Origin of the sequence: Streptomyces cucumeris (assembly GCF_024295805.1) — a bacterium.
GTDB lineage: Bacteria > Actinomycetota > Actinomycetes > Streptomycetales > Streptomycetaceae > Streptomyces > Streptomyces cucumeris.
On sequence record NZ_JANCLX010000002.1, the window covers coordinates 186,459 to 203,247 of the forward strand.

Sequence of the window (16,789 nt, forward strand, 5' to 3'; positions counted from 1 at the left end):
GTCCGGCCGGGCCCGGTCGTTCAGTTGAGCATCGCGCGGGCCGCGCGCGCCTGGCGTCGCACCGCCTCCGCCGCCTCGGGCTCCACCGCGGCCACCACCTCCGCGTAACTCTCCAGCTCCTTCGCCCCCGCGGTGAACTCACCCCGCTCGACCAGCAGTTGGGCCCGCTCATAGCGCAGCCGGGCGGGGTGGCTGGGCAGCAGCAGCGACAGCTCGACCGCCCACAGCCGCACATCGGTGCGCTCGGGGCGGGCGGCGGCCCAGGCCCGGATGTTGTTGAGGATCCGCAGCACGATGTCCAGCGGGGTGGAGGGGCTGAGCATCGACGGCGCCAGCGGGGTGCCCGTGGCGCCCGCCACCAGCGTCGCCGCGTCCTCGGACGACAGCGTCCGGCCGCCGTCGAACGGATCGACCAGCACATGGTGTCCGTGGGGATCGCCGAAGCCCACCACGAAGTGGCCCGGAAGACCCACCCCGTACACCGGTGCGCCCGCCCGCCGCGCCACCTCGATCCACACCACCGACAGCAGGATCGGCAGTCCGCGGCGGTGCTCCAGCACCTCGTGCAGCAGTGAGGACTCCAGCCGCCGGTAGTCGGCCCCGGAGCCCCGGAAACCGTGCTCCCCGCCGAGCACCCGGGCCAGCGCGGCGGCCCAGCCCTCGGGCCCGCCGGGGGAGAAGGGCACCAGACCGGCCAGCCGGTCCAGCTCGATCTGCGCCCGGTCAAGACCGTCCTCGTCCAGACCGGGGTCCGCCTCCATCCCCACCAGCAGGCACAGCAGGGCCAGATCGGGGCGCTCCTCACGGGCCGCCTCGGCGAATCGCCGGTGTCGGGAGGTCTCGTCGCTGTGCGGCATGGTGATCCGGTACCCGCTCAGTGGGCGTCGCCGTGCGGCGCGCGCCAGTGGTGGTAGGTGTGGTGGACGGTGAAGCCCAGGCCCTCGTACAGCGCGTGAGCCCCTTCATTGTCCGTCTCGACCTGGAGGTACGCCGCCGAGGCGCCTTCCTCCAGTGCTTTGCGGGCCAGTGCGGTCATCACCGCTCCGGCGAGCCCCTGTCGCCGCCGCTCCGGGGCGACCTCCACCGCCGCGAACCCGGCCCACCGGCCGTCCACCACCAACCGTCCGATCGCGGCGGGGACCTTGTCCCCGGCCGCGCCGCCTATCGTGGCGAACCACACCGAGGGGCCGCCGGAGAGCACCGCCCGCACTTCGGGGGAGGGGGCGGCGGAGCGCTGGTAGCGGGCCAGCCAGGCGTCGTCGATATGGCGGGAGAGCGTCACCGCCGAGATGTCCGCGTCCTGGTCGGCGACCGGTGCCAGACCCGCGATCCGCACCTGCGCGGAGACCTCCCTGGTCCAGCCGCGCGCGTCCAGTTCGGCGGCCAGCAGCTCCTGGGTGTCCTCGGCGCCGGTGCTGAGCTGGAGGTACGCGGGCCGTCCGCGCTCGCCGTACCAGGCGGTCACCCGGTCCAGCGCGGCGTCCAGCGGCAGTCCCGGGTCGCCGGTGGCCAGTACGGAGTTGGCCCGCCTGGTGAAACCGCCGGAGGCCCGCAGCAGCCAGTCGCCCAGGGCCTCGCTCTCCACCGCGGGCCAGCCGCGCGCGGCCACCCGGTCCAGCTCGCGCGCGCTCGCGGCCGGACCCCGGCGGCGGGCGGGCGCGGCGGGCACCACCTTCCCCGCCACCAGCGAGGACCGCGCGATCCGCACGGCCTCCCCGGAGCGCCGGGTGACACACAGCACATCATGGGTCCACGATGTGAGAACTCCGACCACGTCGGTGAAGGTCGCGTGCGGGTCGGCCGCCCCGGTCAAAAGCCGCACCGATACGCGTTTGCCCACGTCAGCTGGGGTGATCCGGACCTCGAGACGTCCGCCGGTGGTGAAATCCACAGCTGTGTCAGCCCCTCATGTGCGTCTGGTGCCCTGGAACGGCGATACTAGGTGCGGGCATCGACGACGCCGCGCTCCCGCGCGATAGCAGCCCTAACGAGGAGGAACGACAGCGTGACCTACGTCATCGCGCAGCCTTGTGTCGACCTGAAGGACAAGGCGTGCATCGAGGAGTGCCCCGTCGACTGTATCTACGAGGGCCAGCGGTCCTTGTACATCCACCCGGACGAATGCGTCGACTGCGGAGCCTGTGAGCCGGTCTGCCCGGTCGAGGCCATCTTCTACGAGGATGACACTCCGGAGGAGTGGAAGGACTACTACAAGGCGAACGTCGAGTTCTTCGACGAGCTCGGCTCGCCCGGTGGCGCGAGCAAGCTCGGTCTGATCGAGCGCGACCACCCCTTCATCGCCGCCCTGCCGCCGCAGGAGCACGACGAGTAAGTCCGCTCCCGCGCCGGGCCCCGTTCGCGGGCCCTGGGCGCAGCCCTCGGTCCCGTACGGCCTGCGGCCTGCGGGGCCGGTCTGTTTCTCCCGGGGGGCCACCGGGTTTCCCGGCGGTCCGACCGGGCTGACTGCGACGAAAGCGAGCCACCCGTGTCAGCCGTCTCCGCCCGTCTCCCGGTCTTCCCGTGGGACCGTCTCGAACCGTACAAGGCGACCGCCGCGGCCCATCCCGACGGCATCGTCGACCTCTCGGTCGGCACGCCGGTCGACCCGGTTCCGGACGCGGTCCAGCGGGCCCTGGCCGGTGCCGCCGACAGCCCCGGCTACCCCACCGTCTGGGGCACCGCCGCGCTGCGGGACGCGCTCACCGGCTGGGTGGAGCGGCGGCTGGGCGCCACCGGGGTCCGCCACACCGAGGTGCTCCCGGTGGTCGGCTCCAAGGAGCTGGTGGCCTCGCTCCCCGCGCAGCTCGGACTCGGCGCCGGGGACCGGGTCGCCTTCCCACGGCTGGCCTACCCGACCTACGAGGTGGGCGCACGGCTGGCGGGTGCCGAACCGGTGCCGTACGACGTGGAGGTCTTCGCGGGCGGGGCCGCGGGCGCCGGGCTGGACCCGGCCGGGCTCAAGCTGCTGTGGCTGAACTCCCCGTCCAACCCCACCGGCCGGGTGCTGTCGGCCGAGGAGCTGCGGGCGGCCGTCGCCTGGGCCCGGGAGCACGGGGTGCTGCTGGTCAGTGATGAGTGCTACCTCGAACTGGGCTGGGAGGCCGATCCGCGCTCGGTGCTGCACCCGGAGATCTCCGGCGGCAGCTTCGAGGGACTGGTCGCGGTCCACTCGCTGTCCAAGCGGTCCAATCTGGCGGGCTACCGCGCGGCGTTCCTCGCCGGTGACGAGACGGTGCTCGGCGAGCTGCTGAAGATCCGTAAGCACGGCGGGATGATGGTGCCCGCCCCGGTGCAGGCCGCCACGGTCGCGGCGCTCGCCGACGACAAGCACGTGGCCGAGCAGCGGGAGCGCTATGAGCGGCGCCGTGCCGCGCTGCGCCCGGCGCTGGAGGGCCTCGGCTTCCGGATCGAGCACAGCGAGGCGTCGCTGTACCTGTGGGCCACCCGGGACGAGCCGTGCTGGGAGACCGTCGGCGCCCTCGCCGAACGGGGCATCCTGGTGGCGCCGGGCGACTTCTACGGCCCGGCGGGCGAGCGGAACGTACGGATCGCGTTCACCGCGACCGATGAGCGGGTGGCGGCGGCGGTCCGCCGGCTGACGGCCTGACGGGCACACCGCGGAACCGACGACCGATGCACGAGGGCCCGGGGAGTGGACACTCCCCGGGCCCCCGTGGTGCGCGGCGCGGGTGATCAGCCGCCGATCACCGGCAGGCCGCCCAGCGGAAGGCCCTTGATCGGCAGGTCCTGGCCCACGGGGCCCGGCGCCTGCTGCGGGGCCTGGGGGGCCTTCGGAGCGGCCTTGGTGGCCTTGCCCTTGGCGTGCGCGCCGCCCTTGGCCTTGGCGTGGGCGCCCTTGACGGCCTTGCCCTTGGCCGGGAGGGTCTTCGCCTGCTGGACGGGGGTCGCCGGAGCGGCCTTGCCCGGCAGAACCTCCGTGACGGTGCGTCCGGCCTTGCCGCCGACGTCGCCCGCCGTGCTCCCGATCTGCTGCGAGGCGATGTCCGCGACCTGGTCGACGGATGCGGTGTCCAGGGCGCTCAGTCCGCCCAGCTTGGGCTGCGGCAGGGCAGCTTCCGCCGCACTCGCGGCGCCGGCGGCGGCGACCACGGGAGCGGCGCCGGCGGCGACCACCAGCGCGGCCCGAGCGATCCGACGCGTGAGAGGGAGGGACATGATGCTCCTTTGACGGAGGGACAATTGGCGTGCAGTGCCCGGTGATCGGACGCCGTGCATACCGATGTGGCCCGCGGGAGGTTGCGGTGCCCCCAGGTAAAGAATGAGTAATGCGTCCCGGAATTCGCCTCGGTGCGCATTCGCGGCGCACACGGTCTCCCGGTCCCCCCAGGGGCGGTTGAGCACCCCCGCTGAGCTGCGGTGTCCCGTTGCGCTAGCGCGCGATGACGAGGCGGACGTCCGCTCCGGAACTCTCCTGTGAGATGCGCCAGCCGTCCCCGGAATTCCCCGCGCTCCACACGTGCTTTCCATAAGAGACGCGTTCGATACGCAGTCCGTCCGAGTGAGCCACGGCCCAGTGCGCCAATTCCCAGCCGCGCTCCGCCGTCGCGCCCCGGGCGGTCACCGGCCGGACCGGTACCAGCACCGTGCGCGCGCCTGCGGCATGTCTGCCGCCGCCCCCTCCGGCGGTCTCCACCCGGGGCCGTACCTCCCGGCCGAACTCCCGTGCCAGCGCCGAGCCGACCCGCCGCGGATCGCCCGCGGTGCCGTCGTCCGGCGGACCGGGACAGCTGAATGCGGCCTCCGCCCGACCGGTGAGCGCGGCGGTCAGCACCACCGCCTCCGTCTCGTGCTTGGCGTACGCCTGCGGGTAGCCGCTGCGCTGCACCCGCTGCGCGGCCACCGTGAGCGGCAGCCGGGAGTAGCCGGGCACCCGCTCCAGCCGGTCGTAGAACTTGCCCGCCGAGTAGACCGGGTCCTGGATCTGCGCCCTGGTGCCCCAGCCCTGCGAGGGCCGTTGCTGGAACAGTCCGGCGGAGTCCCGGTCGCCGTGGCGGATGGTGCGCAGCCCCGACTCCTGGAACGCGGTGGCCAGCGCGATGGTGACGGCGCGCTCCGGCAGTCCGCGGGAGGCCGCCACGGCCTCGACCGAGGCCGCGTTCGCGGCCTGTTCGGGAGCCAGCAGCACCTTCTCGCCACCGGCGCGCACCACACAGCGCGGCGGGCCGCCGCCCCCGGTCAGCACATGGGCCGCCAGATACCCGGCCAGGCCCAGCAGAACGGCACAGCCGACCGCGGCCCGGAGCAGTCGGGGGCGGCTGGAGAGGGCGGACGCGGGCACGCGCCACACGTTACTGGAGGGCCCCGGCACCCCGCCGGGGAAGGGGAGAGGGGTGGGGAAGGCCACGCGCGGTGCGGCCGCGGAAGGCCCGCGCGTTAGGGTCGCGGGTATGGACCACCCACGCCTCGACCTGTCCCTGGACGCGGCCCGGCTCACCGCCCGGCTCGTCGACTTCCCCTCGGTCAGCGGTGATGAGAAAGCCCTCGCCGACGCCGTCGAGCAGGCGCTGCGGACCCTTCCGCACCTGACCGTCGACCGGGACGGGGACGCCGTGGTCGCCCGGACCGACCTGGGGCGCGCGGAGCGTGTGATCCTGGCCGGACACCTGGACACCGTGCCGATCGCCGACAACGTGCCCTCCCGGCTGGACGGGAACGGCGTGCTGTGGGGCTGCGGCACCTCCGATATGAAGTCCGGGGTGGCCGTACAGCTGCGGATGGCGGCCACGGTGCCCGCCCCCAACCGCGACCTCACCTTCGTCTTCTACGACCACGAGGAGGTCGCCGCCGAGCTCAACGGTCTGGGACGGCTGGCCGAGCGCCACCCCGAGTGGCTGGCCGCCGACTTCGCGGTGCTGCTGGAGCCCACCGACGGGAAGGTCGAGGGCGGCTGCCAGGGCACCCTGCGGGTACGGGTGAGCACCGAGGGGAAGCGGGCCCACTCGGCCCGGAGCTGGCTCGGGGACAACGCCATCCACAAGGCCGCGCCGATCCTGTCCCGGCTGGCCGGGTACATGCCCCGGCGGGTGGAGATCGACGGGCTGACCTACCGCGAGGGGCTCAACGCGGTACGCGTCGAGGGCGGTCATGCCAACAACGTCATCCCCGACGCCTGCGCCGTGACCGTGAACTACCGCTTCGCCCCGGACCGTTCGGAGCAGGAGGCGCTGGCCCATGTCCACGAGGTCTTCGACGGCTTCGCGGTGGAGGTCACCGACAGCGCGCCCGGCGCCCTGCCCGGTCTGAGCCATCCGTCGGCCGCCGCGTTCGTCGAGACCCTCGGCGCCGAGCTCGCCCCCAAGGACGGCTGGACCGACGTCGCCCGGTTCTCGGCGCTCGGGGTGCCCGCGGTCAACTATGGACCCGGCGATCCCAAGCTGGCGCACACCCGTGAGGAGCATGTGCCGACCGCCGCGGTGCTGGAGGCCGAGGAGCTGCTGAGGGCCTGGCTGACCCGCTGATCAACGGCGGTCCGCCGGTCCGCCGGGTGAGCGTGGCCCGGATGTCGGCTGTTCGCCGCCCCGGGGGCCTACCCTGAACTTCAGATCTTTGGCAGATCTTGGCGAAGGGAGCACACAGTGGGCAACGCCGAGGAAGAGCGAGCGCTGCACGAGCAGCGTCTGGGCCCGGTCGTGCGCCGTCGTCACCAGATGCGACCCGGTACCACCGACCAGCGGCTGCTGGACACCCAGGGCGCCACGCACTGGGTGCACGAGGACCCGTTCCGCGTACTGCGCATCCAGTCCGAGTTCGTCGAGGGCTTCGGCACCCTGGCGGAGCTCGGCAAGGCCGTCAGTGTGTTCGGATCCGCCCGCACCCCCGAGGGATCGCCGGAGTACGAGGCCGGGGTGCGGATCGGCCGGGCGCTGGCCGAGGCGGGCTTCGGGGTGATCACCGGCGGTGGTCCCGGCGCCATGGAGGCCGCCAACCGCGGCGCGAGCGAGGCGGGCGGCGTCTCCGTCGGCCTGGGCATCGAGCTGCCGTACGAGCAGGGGCTCAACCCGTATGTCGACATCGGGGTCAACTTCCGCTACTTCTTCGTCCGCAAGACGATGTTCGTGAAGTACGCGCAGGGCTTCGTGGTGCTGCCCGGCGGGCTGGGCACCCTGGACGAGTGCTTCGAGGCGCTCACCCTGGTGCAGACCAAGAAGGTGACCCGCTTCCCGATCGTGCTGTTCGGCAGCTCCTACTGGCACGGGCTGGTCCACTGGCTGGAGAACACGCTGATCGCGGAGGGCAAGGCGTCCCCGCAGGATCTGGAGCTGTTCCACCTCACCGACGACATCGACGAGGTGGTCGACCTGGTCACCAAGGAGTCCGGCGCCTGATCCGGCCCCCGCGGGACCCTCAGGCCAGTCCCCGGCGGGCGACCGCCGGGGGCCGGTGGCCCGCGATGGACGACACCATGTCCAGCACCTGACGGGTCTCCGCCACCTCGTGCACCCGGTAGACCTGCGCGCCGAGCCAGGCCGAGACCGCGGTGGTGGCCAGGGTGCCGAGCACCCGCTCCTTCACCGGGCGGTCCAGCGTCTCGCCCACGAAGTCCTTGTTGGACAGCGACACCAGCACCGGCCAGCCGGTCTCCGCCAGCTCGCCGAGCCGTCGCGTCGCCTCCAGCGAGTGGCGGGTGTTCTTCCCGAAGTCATGCCCCGGGTCGATCATGATCCCGTCCCGTCGCACCCCCAGTTCCACGGCGCGCTCGGCCAGCCCCAGGGTGACCCGCAGGATGTCCGCCACCACGTCGTCGTAGGCGATCCGGTGCGGCCGGGTACGCGGTTCGGCCCCGCCCGCGTGGGTGCACACCAGCCCGGCCCCGTACCGGGCGGCGACCTCCGCCAGCCGGGGATCCACCCCGCCCCAGGCGTCGTTGAGCAGATCGGCGCCCGCCTCGCAGACCGCCTCGCCCACCTCATGCCGCCAGGTGTCCACGCTGATCACCACATCCGGGTGGCGCCTGCGCACCTCGGCCACGAAACCGACGGTGCGCCGTGCCTCCTCCTCGGCGCTCACCTCGTCCCCCGGGCCCGCCTTGACCCCGCCGATGTCGATGATGGCCGCGCCGTCGGCGACCGCCCGCTCGACCCGGGCGAGCGCGGGCTCGTCGCGGAAGGTCGCCCCCTGGTCGTAGAAGGAGTCGGGCGTCCGGTTCACGATCGCCATGATCACCCGCTCATCGGCGCCGAACTCACGTCGTCCCAGCCGCAGCATGCTTGTCCCTTCGCGTTCTCGCGTTCTTCTGTCCGGGGGCGGGCAGCGACGATAGCCGCCCCGGGGGCATGGCACGATCGGGTCAGACAGATGTCGAGGCCGTCGGGCACAGACTCAACCATGCACCCCCGGGGAGACGATCACCGTGTTCTTGTTCTTGCTGATCGCGCTGGTCGTAGTGGTCGGCGGGGTCACGCTCGCCGTCGTCGGGGGCGGCCAGGGCGGAACGCTGAGCGAGGCACCCCCGGACCTGCTGGACGACCGGCTGCCCGCCGACCGGCCCCTGGTCCGCTCCGATGTGGAGGCCCTGCGGCTGCCGATGACCCTGCGCGGCTACCGGATGGCAGACGTCGACGACGCGCTGGGCCGCCTCGGCGCCGAGCTGGCCGAGCGCGACGCCCGGATCGCCGAGCTGGAGGACGCGCTCGCCGGGCCCCGGGGCGCGGACCACGGCGGGCCCGCGCCGCAGACCGGCCGGGACCGCCGGGACCACCTCACCCCGCGCGGCGGTCTCGATGGTCCGGAGTCCGATGAGGACGAGCGTGACCAGGACGTGTTCCGGCCCCCGCGCCGCCACGGCGAGCACGGGGACTCCGGCGGCCACGACGGGTCCGAGGCATGACCGGCCAGGGTCCGGTCACCGGACCGGACGGGCTGCCGCGCTGTCCCTGGGGGCTGGAGTCCGCCACCATGACGGACTACCGCGCCTACCACGACACCGAGTGGGGCCGCCCGGTCCACGGTGATGACGCCCTGTACGAACGGATCTGCCTGGAGGCGTTCCAGTCCGGTCTGTCCTGGCTGACGATCCTGCGCCGCCGCGAGGGCTTCCGCGCCGCCTTCGCCGGCTTCCGGATCGCCGAGGTGGCGGCGTTCACCGAGGCCGACGAGGAACGGCTGCTCGCCGACCCCGGCATCATCCGCAACCGGGCCAAGATCGTGGCCACCATCGCCAACGCCCGTGCGGCGGCGGAGCTGGACCCGGGCGAACTGGACGAGCTGATCTGGTCCCACGCCCCCGACCCCGACGGCCGTCCGGTGCCGCGGACCACCGCGGACGTCCCGGCGATCACCGAGGAGTCCACGGCGCTCAGCCGCGCCCTCAAGAAGCGCGGCTTCCGCTTCGTCGGGCCCACCACCGCCTATGCCCTGATGCAGGCGTGCGGTCTGGTCGATGACCATCTCGCGGGCTGTCATCTGCGCGGCGCTGCCTGACGCGACCGGCGGCACCGGCCGGACCGCTCGCGGCAGGTGCGCGCCGCTCAGCGGCCGGTGAAGCGCGGCTTCTCCTTCTTCACGAAGGCGTCGACGGCGGTGAGATGGTCGTCCGAGGAGCCCAACCGCCGCTGCAATTCGTCCTCCTTGGCCAGTGCGTCGGTCAGGGTGTGCCCGGCCGCGTAGGCCAGCGACTCCTTGACCGCCGCGTAGGCGGCGGTCGGACCCTGGGCCAGCGCACGGGCGACCGCCGTCGCCTCGGCCGCCAACTCCGCGGCCGGGACGACACGGTTGGCGATGCCCAGCTCCAGCGCCTCCGCGGCGCTCACATTGCGGGGGAAGAGCATCAGATCGGCGGCGCGGCCGTGGCCGATCAGCCGCTGGAGGGTCCAGGAGATCCCCGAGTCGCCGGTGAGCGCGACACCGACGAACGAGGTGTTGAAGCTCGCGGAGTCGGCCACGATCCGGTAGTCGGCGGCCATGGCGAAGCCCGCTCCGGCCCCGGCCGCGACCCCGTTGACGGCGGCGACGACCGGCTTGGGCATCCCCGCGATGGTGGTGACGATCGGGTTGTAGTGAAGGGCGACCGTGGTCATGGTCGAGCCCTCGGTGGCCTCGCCCCGGGCGTGGGCCTCACGGTCCGCCGCCAGCAGCCCGATGTGCTCCTTGAGGTCCTGTCCGACACAGAAGGCGCGGCCCGACCCGGTCAGCAGCACCGCCCGCACGGCCGGGTCCTCGGCGGCCTGGAGCAGCGCGTCGCGCAGCGCCACCTTGATGTCGAGGTTGAGCGCGTTCATGGCGTCGGGACGATTCAGGGTGATCGTCGCGAGCCCGTCGGTCAGCTCGTAGAGCACGGTGTCGGCCATCGGCGGTCCTCCGGAGGTGGCTGGTCGCGGCTGGGGCGGTGCCGCGGGGGCCGGGCCGGGGAACGGGCCCGCTGCGGCGGTCAGCGCTCAGCATGCCGGAGATCATGACCGGGCGACATGCCCCCCTCCCCGAATTGGGTGGATTTGCGGGAGTGGCTCCCACGGGGGTTGCCGACCGATGTTGGTCATCGGGTCGTGCCATGCGGGATAATGGCAGAGAAGCAACGTGTTCGATGCCGGTGACACCTGGGTTGTCGGCTGCGATGAGCTGGTTTCAGGAAGGGGAACGAGCATGGCGGCCATGAAGCCGCGGACGGGCGACGGCCCGCTCGAGGTGACCAAGGAGGGGCGGGGCATCGTCATGCGCGTTCCGCTCGAAGGCGGCGGTCGGCTCGTCGTCGAGCTGACACCCGACGAGGCCGATGCCCTCGGCGACGCCCTGAAGAAGGTCGTCGGCTGACGGAGCGGCCCCACCATCACCCGAGTGCCGCCCCGGCGTCCGGTACACAGGTACCGGCCGCCGGGGCGGTGCTGTACCGGGGGCCGGGGCGTGCGCCCTGTTGCGGGGAGCGCCCTCAGCCGCGCTTGACGGCGCAGAGCAGTCCGTCGCCCACCGGCAGCAGGGAGGACTGGAGCACAGTCGACTCCCGCACGGTCCGCAGCAGCTCCCGCAGCCGCAGTACCTCCTGCGGCTGGGCGGCGGAGTCCACGGTCCGGCCGCCCGCGAAGACCCCCTCGAAACAGACCAGGCCGCCCGGCCGCAGCAGCCGCATGGCCTCCTCGAGGTAGTCCAGGCACTCCAGCCGGTCGCCGTCGCAGAAGACCAGGTCGTAGCCGCCGTCGGCCAGCCGCGGCAGTACGTCCAGGGCGTGTCCGGGGATGAAGCGCGCCCGGTTCCCGGCGAACCCGGCCGCGCGGAACGCCTGCCGGGCGAACTGCTGCATCTCCGGTTCGATGTCCACGGTGGTCAGCACCCCGTCCGGGCGCATCCCGTGCAGCAGGTGGATACCGGAGACGCCGGTCCCGGTGCCGATCTCGGCGACGGCCTTGGCGTCCGCGGCGGCGGCGAGCAGCCGCAGCGCAGCGCCGGTACCCGCCGACACCGAGCGCAGTCCTGCCTCCCGGGCCCGGTCACGGGCCCAGTGCAGGGCTTCGTCCTCGGCGACGAACGCGTCGGCGAACGCCCAGCTCGTCTGCCGGTTGCCGGTAATGACCCTCTCCTGTCCCCGTAGTTCGCGCAACGGTGACTGTATCCGCTGCGCACGGGAACCCGCAGATGGGACCGGGCGTTGACACGAGAGGGGGGATCGTATGGATCACGACCAAATGCAGGCCAAAAATGCTTATCCGGAGCTAACGGGCGAGGTGGATATGGTAGGGGCTCTACTGGACACCACCAGAGCCGACAGGGGAGGTGCGGCTGCGGCCGGTGACCGGCGAGTGCTGAGGCGCTTTCGCAGGTCAGCGGGCGAGCCGAAATCCGTGACCAACACCGCTGACCGTTCCCGTTCCGCCGAATCCGCCATGACCGCGACCTTCGCCAGTGATGCGGACGCCCCGGCGTGGACGCCTCCCACCTGGGAGGAGATCGTCAGCACGCACAGCGCACGGGTCTACCGCCTCGCGTACCGGCTCACCGGTAACCAGCACGACGCCGAGGACCTCACCCAGGAGGTGTTCGTCCGCGTCTTCCGGTCGCTGTCGACGTACACCCCGGGCACCTTCGAGGGCTGGCTGCACCGCATCACCACCAATCTCTTCCTCGACATGGTCCGGCGCCGTCAGCGCATCCGCTTCGACGCCCTCGGCGAGGACGCGGCGGAGCGGCTGCCCAGCCGTGAGCCCTCCCCCCAGCAGCACTTCAACGACACCCACTTCGACGCCGATGTGCAGCAGGCGCTCGACACCCTGGCCCCGGAGTTCCGCGCCGCCGTGGTGCTCTGTGACATCGAGGGGCTGTCGTACGAGGAGATCGCCGCCACGCTCGGTGTGAAGCTCGGCACGGTGCGCAGCCGTATCCACCGTGGCCGTTCGCACCTGCGCAAGGCGCTGCGTCACCGCGCCCCCGCCGCACGGACCGAGCAGCAGCACGAGGTGACGGCCGTCGCCCCGCGCGTCGCCGGTCCCCGGGTGAGCGGGGAGGTCGGAATCGCGTGACCCGGTCAGGCGGTCAGTCCCCCGCCGAGCAGCATCTCGGCGACCGCCTTGCGGCTCTCGTCGACGGTGAGCTCGGGCATGACGCCCGGGAGCGCGTTCTCGCGCACCTCGCCACGTGCTGCAAGTGCAAGGCGGAGGCCGACGCGCAGCGTCGGCTGAAACGTGTGTTCGCCCAGGCGGCGCCCCCCGGGCCCTCCGAGGGCTTTCTGGCGCGTCTCCAGGGGCTGCCCGGCGGCTCCGGTGACGAAGGCGGCGGTTCCCCCTTCGGCGGTTCCGAGATCTTCGGCATGCGGGGCATGCCCGGCGGCACCCGGGACGTACGGGAGGTGGCCGACCCGCGGGAAAGACGCGAGCGGGCGTTCGCGTTGCTGCCCCCGGTGGCACCGGGCACCGCGATCGCCCCGGCGGCCTCGGCCCCGGCCTCCCGCGAGCGTGGTTTCCGCATCCATGAGGTGGAGCGGTCCGGACCGCGCCGCCGGTTCGCCTTCGCCGCCGCGGGCGCGGTCTCGCTCGCTGCGTTCGCGCTGGGCGCCGCCCTCCCGCTGGACGCGGCGGTCGACCCCCCGGGCCGGATGGCCGAGGGCCCGGACGCCTCGGTGACCCCTGCCCGCGCCGACTCCGCCGGCACCCCTGCCACGGGCACACGTGAGCGCACCCGCAAGGAGGTGGGGCTGCGGACCACCGGTGACTCCCGCGCGGATGTCCCGTCCTCGGCGCCCACCCCGCATCCGCGGGCCCTGCGCCAGGCCGCGAGTGCGGCGGCGCTGAACCCGCTGATACAGCCGCTGCTGTCGGCCACCGAGCTGCTGCGCACCCGGCCCGCCACCGCGCCGGCCCCCGGGCCGACGCTGCTGGAGGGCCCGACGCCGCCCGCGGCGCGCACCTCGCCCTCGCTGGGCGTCAGCGCATCGCCGGAGTGATCCCGGTCACCGGGAGCCGTGTGCGCGCACCTGACACGGTCCATCCGTCCGCACTGCGCCCGCGTCGGCGGACCTGATTGAATCGCCTCCGGGCAGCGCGACCCGGAGGCGGCTGATTGCCCTCGCGGCCGCGCGGTCCGTGTCGTGTCGCGGGAACTTGGGGAGATCATGGACGAGCGGAAGGCCCCCGGGCCCATGCCGAAACCGAAGTGGTGGAGCCGTCCGGCCGCACGACCCGTGGATGACCGGCCGACGGCCGGGGACACCACCGAGGCGGCGGACGGAAGCGCCGGGCAGGACGCGGCCCAGGACGCCGCTCCGGCCCCGGAGCGGACCTCCGCGGCCGAGGGGACGGCAGGGACGGCCGGAGCCGCCGCAGCGGGCGGTGAGCCCGAGGACGCGGTGCCGTCCGCCGAGCCGCGCCCCCGTCCGCTGCACGAGCCCGACCCGTACAGCACCCCGCCCTACGGCGGCCCCGGCCCCTGGGCCCCCGCGCCGCCCGTCCAGCACCCGGTCGCCACCCCGGCCCACGGCACCCATCTCCCACCGGGCACGGTCCCCGGCCACGGCACCCATCTCCCGTCCGGCGCGACCCCCGGTCATGGCACGCAGCTCCCGCCGGGTGCGACGCCCGGCCACGGCACCCCGGTCCCGTCCGGCGCCACTCCCGGTCATGGCACGCAGCTCCCGCCCGGTGCGACTCCCGGCCACGGCACGCACCTCCCGCCCGGTGCGACTCCCGGCCACGGCACGCATCTCCCACCCGGGGTCCCGGCCGTACCGCCGCAGGCCGCCCCGGCGGCCATGGCGCACCCCGGGGTGACGCCGCCCCACGGCACCCCGCTTCCGCCTCCCGCCGCCGAGGGCGCCGCGGCCCAGTGGCGGCAGTACGACCCCTGGGGCGCCCCCGTACCCCCGCCGGCCCCCGCCCCCCGGATGATCACCCGTCGCCGCGCCTGGGTCGCCGTGCTGGTGATCGCGCTGATCGCGGGCTGTCTGGGCGGAGCCATCGGCGGCTATCTGGAGCACGACCGCGCGACCGGCGGCGGGGACGTCAAGCTGCCGCAGGCCCCGGTCGACAGCCAGTCGCGGGCCCCGGGCTCCATCGCGGGCATCGCCGCCCGGTCGCTGCCCGGTGTGGTCACCATCCACGTCCGCGGCGGTTCCGCGGAGGGCACCGGCACCGGCTTCGTCCTGGACAAGCGCGGCCACATCCTCACCAACAACCACGTCGTGGAGCCCGCGGGCACCGGCGGCGACATAACGGTGACGTTCAACGGCGGTCAGTCCGCCGGTGCCAAGGTCATCGGCCGGGACGCGGGGTACGACCTCGCCGTGATCAAGGTCGAGGGCGTCTCCGGGCTCCGTCCGCTGCCGCTGGGCAACTCCGACTCGGTGCGGGTCGGCGACCCGGTGGTGGCCATCGGCGCACCGTTCGACCTCGAAGGCACCGTCACCTCGGGCATCATCAGCGCCAAGGAGCGCCCCATCACCGCGGGCGGCGAGAAGGGCGACGGCACCGACATCAGCTATGTCGACGCGCTCCAGACCGACGCCCCGATCAACCCGGGCAACTCCGGCGGTCCGCTGGTGGACGGCCGGGCCCGCGTCATCGGCATCAACAGCGCGATCCGCGCCGCGGACGACGGCTCCGAGCTCGGCGGCCAGGGCGGCAGCATCGGCCTGGGCTTCGCGATCCCGATCAACCAGGGCAAGCGGGTGGCCGAGGAGCTGATCAACACCGGTAAGGCCACCCATCCCGTGATCGGGGTCACCCTCGACATGGATTACCAGGGCGACGGCGCCCGGGTGAACACCAAGGGTGTCGGCGGTCCGCCGGTGAAGCCGGGCGGACCGGGCGACGAGGCCGGGATCAAGGCCGGTGACGTGATCACCGAGGTGGACGGGGTGCGGGTGCACAGCGTCCCGGAGCTGATCGTCAAGATCCGCAGCCACCGCCCCGGGGACCGGCTCCGGCTGACCCTGGAGCGGGACGGCGAGAAGCGCTCGGTGGAGCTGTCCCTGGGCTCGGCGAGCAGCGAGGGATGAGCCTGATGTTGGCCCGGCCGTCTCCCGTGCCACCCCCGCCGACAGGTACCGTGTGGAGTGGCCTGGACCGTGGCCACGGGACCTCTCTAGGAGCTGCACGGTGTTGGACATAGGACCTCTCGAGCTCGTCGCGCTCGTCGTCCTTGCGGTGCTCGTCTTCGGCCCGGACAAGCTGCCGAAGGTGGTCCGCGATGTGTCGCAGTTCATCCGTAAGATCCGGGAGTTCTCCGACAGCGCCAAGGAGGACATCCGCTCCGAGCTGGGACCGGAGTTCAAGGACTTCGAGTTCGAGGACCTCAATCCCAAGACGTTCGTCCGCAAGCATGTGCTGGACTCGGATGAGCTGGGACTGAAGGAGATCCGCAACGGCTTCGACCTCCGCAAGGAGATGGCGGAGGTCGCCGACGCGGTGCACGGCCGGGAGAGTGAGTCCTCCCAGGGCTCCCCGGGCGGCTCCGGATCCTCTTCGCCGGCCGCTCCGTCGTCCGGTTCCACCACCCCTGACCTGCTACGCAAGCGGGAAGAGCCGGGTCGCGAGGACCGTCCGCCTTTCGACTCCGACGCCACTTGATCCCACCTATGCCCGGCCTGGTTGACCGGTATGGCTATCCTCCCTTTGTCCGGGGTGAGGTCGCCTGAGGGGGGCGGGCCGCCCATGACGCAGGGCAACGAGGAGGCCGCGCGCACATGGAGACGACGAGTCGGCTAGGGGTGCAGGGAGTGGGCGCAGCCGCGCAAGGAATGCCCGCCGACGCCCGGCGGAGCGTCGATGGCTATCTGATGGCCGCTTTCCCCTGGTACGGGCTTGACGAGGCGTTCACCGGCCCCCGCTGGCTGATGCAGGTGGGCGCGGCGGCGGACGGCACCGTCGAGTACGGATCAACCGGCCACGGCGAGGAGCCGTCGCTGCGGGTGGAGACCGATATGGATCAGCAGCGGTTCGCGGTGGTGGTCACCGTCGCCAGCCGCCCGGTACGGGACAGCGCGGACGGCACGGGCGTCCTGGAGGCCACCTCGGTCTCCTCGGCCGCCTGGCTGGCGGGCTCGGGCCTGCTGTCGTGCACCTGGCCGACCCGTATGGAGCGGGCGCTGCGCCAGGACTGGCTGGACCAGCAGACCGCGATCGCCTGGGAGCTGGCGGACGACGTCGAGGGCGAGGGCTGGACGGCCCTGTCGCTGCCCGTGGACGGCGTGCCGACCGACTTCCGCTACCGCGAGTCCGAGTACGGCTGGGTGCTGGCCGGATCGGCGCGCGACGGGGTGCACATCGGGGCGTACGGGCGCGGGATGAGCGCCTACGGGCTCGGCTTCTCGGTGATCAAGGACATCACCGAGTACGACACCGACGGCTGAGCG

General features: G+C 73.1%; 19 protein-coding genes. 12 read left to right on the forward strand and 7 right to left on the reverse strand.

Annotated features, from left to right (window positions below):
• Positions 1-20 precede the first annotated feature (20 nt).
• Together NMK44_RS03790 and NMK44_RS03795 are read right to left on the reverse strand one after the other, a co-directional pair.
• The gene (locus NMK44_RS03790) at positions 21-857 is read right to left on the reverse strand and encodes a transglutaminase family protein (RefSeq protein WP_254738161.1); all 837 of its coding nucleotides are present in this window, start codon (positions 855-857) and stop codon (positions 21-23) included.
• Positions 858-874: 17 nt separating this feature from the next.
• The gene (locus NMK44_RS03795; protein WP_254738163.1) at positions 875-1,891 is read right to left on the reverse strand and encodes a GNAT family N-acetyltransferase; all 1,017 of its coding nucleotides are present in this window, start codon (positions 1,889-1,891) and stop codon (positions 875-877) included.
• 114 nt (positions 1,892-2,005) lie between these two features.
• On the opposite strand from NMK44_RS03795, the gene fdxA reads away from it, so the two are divergent.
• A complete protein-coding gene (gene fdxA, locus NMK44_RS03800) occupies positions 2,006-2,332 on the forward strand; it encodes a ferredoxin (RefSeq protein ID WP_014054705.1) in 327 nt (108 codons plus the stop codon).
• Positions 2,333-2,485: 153 nt separating this feature from the next.
• Positions 2,486-3,607 (forward strand): succinyldiaminopimelate transaminase, encoded by a 1,122-nt coding sequence (gene dapC / locus NMK44_RS03805; RefSeq protein ID WP_254738165.1) that lies wholly within the window; start codon positions 2,486-2,488, stop codon positions 3,605-3,607.
• Positions 3,608-3,693: 86 nt separating this feature from the next.
• Here the strand turns inward: dapC and NMK44_RS03810 are convergent, their stop codons facing one another.
• Both NMK44_RS03810 and NMK44_RS03815 read right to left on the reverse strand, forming a co-directional pair.
• Entirely contained in the window at positions 3,694-4,176 is a 483-nt protein-coding gene (locus NMK44_RS03810) for an ATP-binding protein (protein ID WP_254738167.1), read from the reverse strand.
• A gap of 214 nt (positions 4,177-4,390) precedes the next feature.
• Positions 4,391-5,299, reverse strand: coding sequence for a VldE C-terminal domain-containing protein (locus NMK44_RS03815; RefSeq protein WP_254738169.1), 909 nt, complete (start codon positions 5,297-5,299; stop codon positions 4,391-4,393).
• Between the two features lie 109 nt (positions 5,300-5,408).
• Between NMK44_RS03815 and dapE the strand changes: the two genes are divergently transcribed.
• Together dapE and NMK44_RS03825 are read left to right on the forward strand one after the other, a co-directional pair.
• On the forward strand, positions 5,409-6,479 hold the full coding sequence (gene dapE, locus NMK44_RS03820; RefSeq protein WP_254738171.1) for a succinyl-diaminopimelate desuccinylase: 1,071 nt from the start codon (positions 5,409-5,411) through the stop codon (positions 6,477-6,479).
• Positions 6,480-6,596: 117 nt separating this feature from the next.
• Positions 6,597-7,346 carry an LOG family protein gene (locus tag NMK44_RS03825; protein ID WP_254738173.1) on the forward strand — a complete coding sequence of 250 codons (750 nt, stop codon included), beginning with the start codon at positions 6,597-6,599 and terminating at the stop codon, positions 7,344-7,346.
• Between the two features lie 19 nt (positions 7,347-7,365).
• On the opposite strand, the gene folP is transcribed toward NMK44_RS03825, so the two are convergent.
• Positions 7,366-8,226 (reverse strand): dihydropteroate synthase, encoded by an 861-nt coding sequence (folP, locus tag NMK44_RS03830; RefSeq protein ID WP_254738175.1) that lies wholly within the window; start codon positions 8,224-8,226, stop codon positions 7,366-7,368.
• Positions 8,227-8,371: 145 nt separating this feature from the next.
• On the opposite strand from folP, the gene NMK44_RS03835 reads away from it, so the two are divergent.
• A complete protein-coding gene (locus NMK44_RS03835) occupies positions 8,372-8,848 on the forward strand; it encodes a DivIVA domain-containing protein (RefSeq protein ID WP_254738177.1) in 477 nt (158 codons plus the stop codon).
• Positions 8,845-9,441: a DNA-3-methyladenine glycosylase I gene (locus tag NMK44_RS03840; RefSeq protein WP_254738179.1), complete on the forward strand. Its 597-nt coding sequence runs from the start codon at positions 8,845-8,847 to the stop codon at positions 9,439-9,441. The genes NMK44_RS03835 and NMK44_RS03840 overlap by 4 nt, the downstream gene beginning before the upstream one ends.
• Before the next feature lie 47 nt (positions 9,442-9,488).
• Here the strand turns inward: NMK44_RS03840 and chcB are convergent, their stop codons facing one another.
• Positions 9,489-10,307 carry a 2-cyclohexenylcarbonyl CoA isomerase gene (chcB, locus tag NMK44_RS03845; RefSeq protein ID WP_254738181.1) on the reverse strand — a complete coding sequence of 273 codons (819 nt, stop codon included), beginning with the start codon at positions 10,305-10,307 and terminating at the stop codon, positions 9,489-9,491.
• Between the two features lie 292 nt (positions 10,308-10,599).
• Between chcB and NMK44_RS03850 the strand changes: the two genes are divergently transcribed.
• Positions 10,600-10,767 (forward strand): DUF3117 domain-containing protein, encoded by a 168-nt coding sequence (locus tag NMK44_RS03850; protein WP_003966491.1) that lies wholly within the window; start codon positions 10,600-10,602, stop codon positions 10,765-10,767.
• 115 nt (positions 10,768-10,882) lie between these two features.
• Here the strand turns inward: NMK44_RS03850 and NMK44_RS03855 are convergent, their stop codons facing one another.
• Positions 10,883-11,548: an O-methyltransferase gene (locus NMK44_RS03855; RefSeq protein ID WP_254738183.1), complete on the reverse strand. Its 666-nt coding sequence runs from the start codon at positions 11,546-11,548 to the stop codon at positions 10,883-10,885.
• A gap of 130 nt (positions 11,549-11,678) precedes the next feature.
• On the opposite strand from NMK44_RS03855, the gene sigE reads away from it, so the two are divergent.
• The 5 genes from sigE (at position 11,679) to NMK44_RS03880 (ending at position 16,786) form a co-directional block, all read left to right on the forward strand.
• Positions 11,679-12,464 carry an RNA polymerase sigma factor SigE gene (gene sigE / locus NMK44_RS03860; protein WP_254738185.1) on the forward strand — a complete coding sequence of 262 codons (786 nt, stop codon included), beginning with the start codon at positions 11,679-11,681 and terminating at the stop codon, positions 12,462-12,464.
• Positions 12,461-13,384: an anti-sigma factor family protein gene (locus tag NMK44_RS03865; protein WP_254738187.1), complete on the forward strand. Its 924-nt coding sequence runs from the start codon at positions 12,461-12,463 to the stop codon at positions 13,382-13,384. Before sigE ends, NMK44_RS03865 begins: the two co-directional genes overlap by 4 nt.
• A gap of 168 nt (positions 13,385-13,552) precedes the next feature.
• On the forward strand, positions 13,553-15,433 hold the full coding sequence (locus NMK44_RS03870) for a trypsin-like peptidase domain-containing protein (protein ID WP_254738189.1): 1,881 nt from the start codon (positions 13,553-13,555) through the stop codon (positions 15,431-15,433).
• A 100-nt stretch (positions 15,434-15,533) separates the two neighbouring features.
• Positions 15,534-16,004, forward strand: coding sequence for a sec-independent translocase (locus NMK44_RS03875; RefSeq protein WP_254738191.1), 471 nt, complete (start codon positions 15,534-15,536; stop codon positions 16,002-16,004).
• Between the two features lie 116 nt (positions 16,005-16,120).
• Entirely contained in the window at positions 16,121-16,786 is a 666-nt protein-coding gene (locus NMK44_RS03880) for a hypothetical protein (RefSeq protein WP_254738193.1), read from the forward strand.
• Positions 16,787-16,789 lie beyond the last annotated feature (3 nt).

Coding starts and splice junctions, on each gene's coding strand:
- sigE (WP_254738185.1), top strand. CDS start 11,679: ATGGTAGGGGCTCTACTGGACACCACCAGAGCCGACAGGGGAGGTGCG.
- chcB (WP_254738181.1), bottom strand. CDS start 10,307: ATGGCCGACACCGTGCTCTACGAGCTGACCGACGGGCTCGCGACGATC.
- NMK44_RS03840 (WP_254738179.1), top strand. CDS start 8,845: ATGACCGGCCAGGGTCCGGTCACCGGACCGGACGGGCTGCCGCGCTGT.
- NMK44_RS03790 (WP_254738161.1), bottom strand. CDS start 857: ATGCCGCACAGCGACGAGACCTCCCGACACCGGCGATTCGCCGAGGCG.
- folP (WP_254738175.1), bottom strand. CDS start 8,226: ATGCTGCGGCTGGGACGACGTGAGTTCGGCGCCGATGAGCGGGTGATC.
- NMK44_RS03850 (WP_003966491.1), top strand. CDS start 10,600: ATGGCGGCCATGAAGCCGCGGACGGGCGACGGCCCGCTCGAGGTGACC.
- NMK44_RS03880 (WP_254738193.1), top strand. CDS start 16,121: ATGGAGACGACGAGTCGGCTAGGGGTGCAGGGAGTGGGCGCAGCCGCG.
- NMK44_RS03870 (WP_254738189.1), top strand. CDS start 13,553: ATGGACGAGCGGAAGGCCCCCGGGCCCATGCCGAAACCGAAGTGGTGG.
- dapE (WP_254738171.1), top strand. CDS start 5,409: ATGGACCACCCACGCCTCGACCTGTCCCTGGACGCGGCCCGGCTCACC.
- NMK44_RS03810 (WP_254738167.1), bottom strand. CDS start 4,176: ATGTCCCTCCCTCTCACGCGTCGGATCGCTCGGGCCGCGCTGGTGGTC.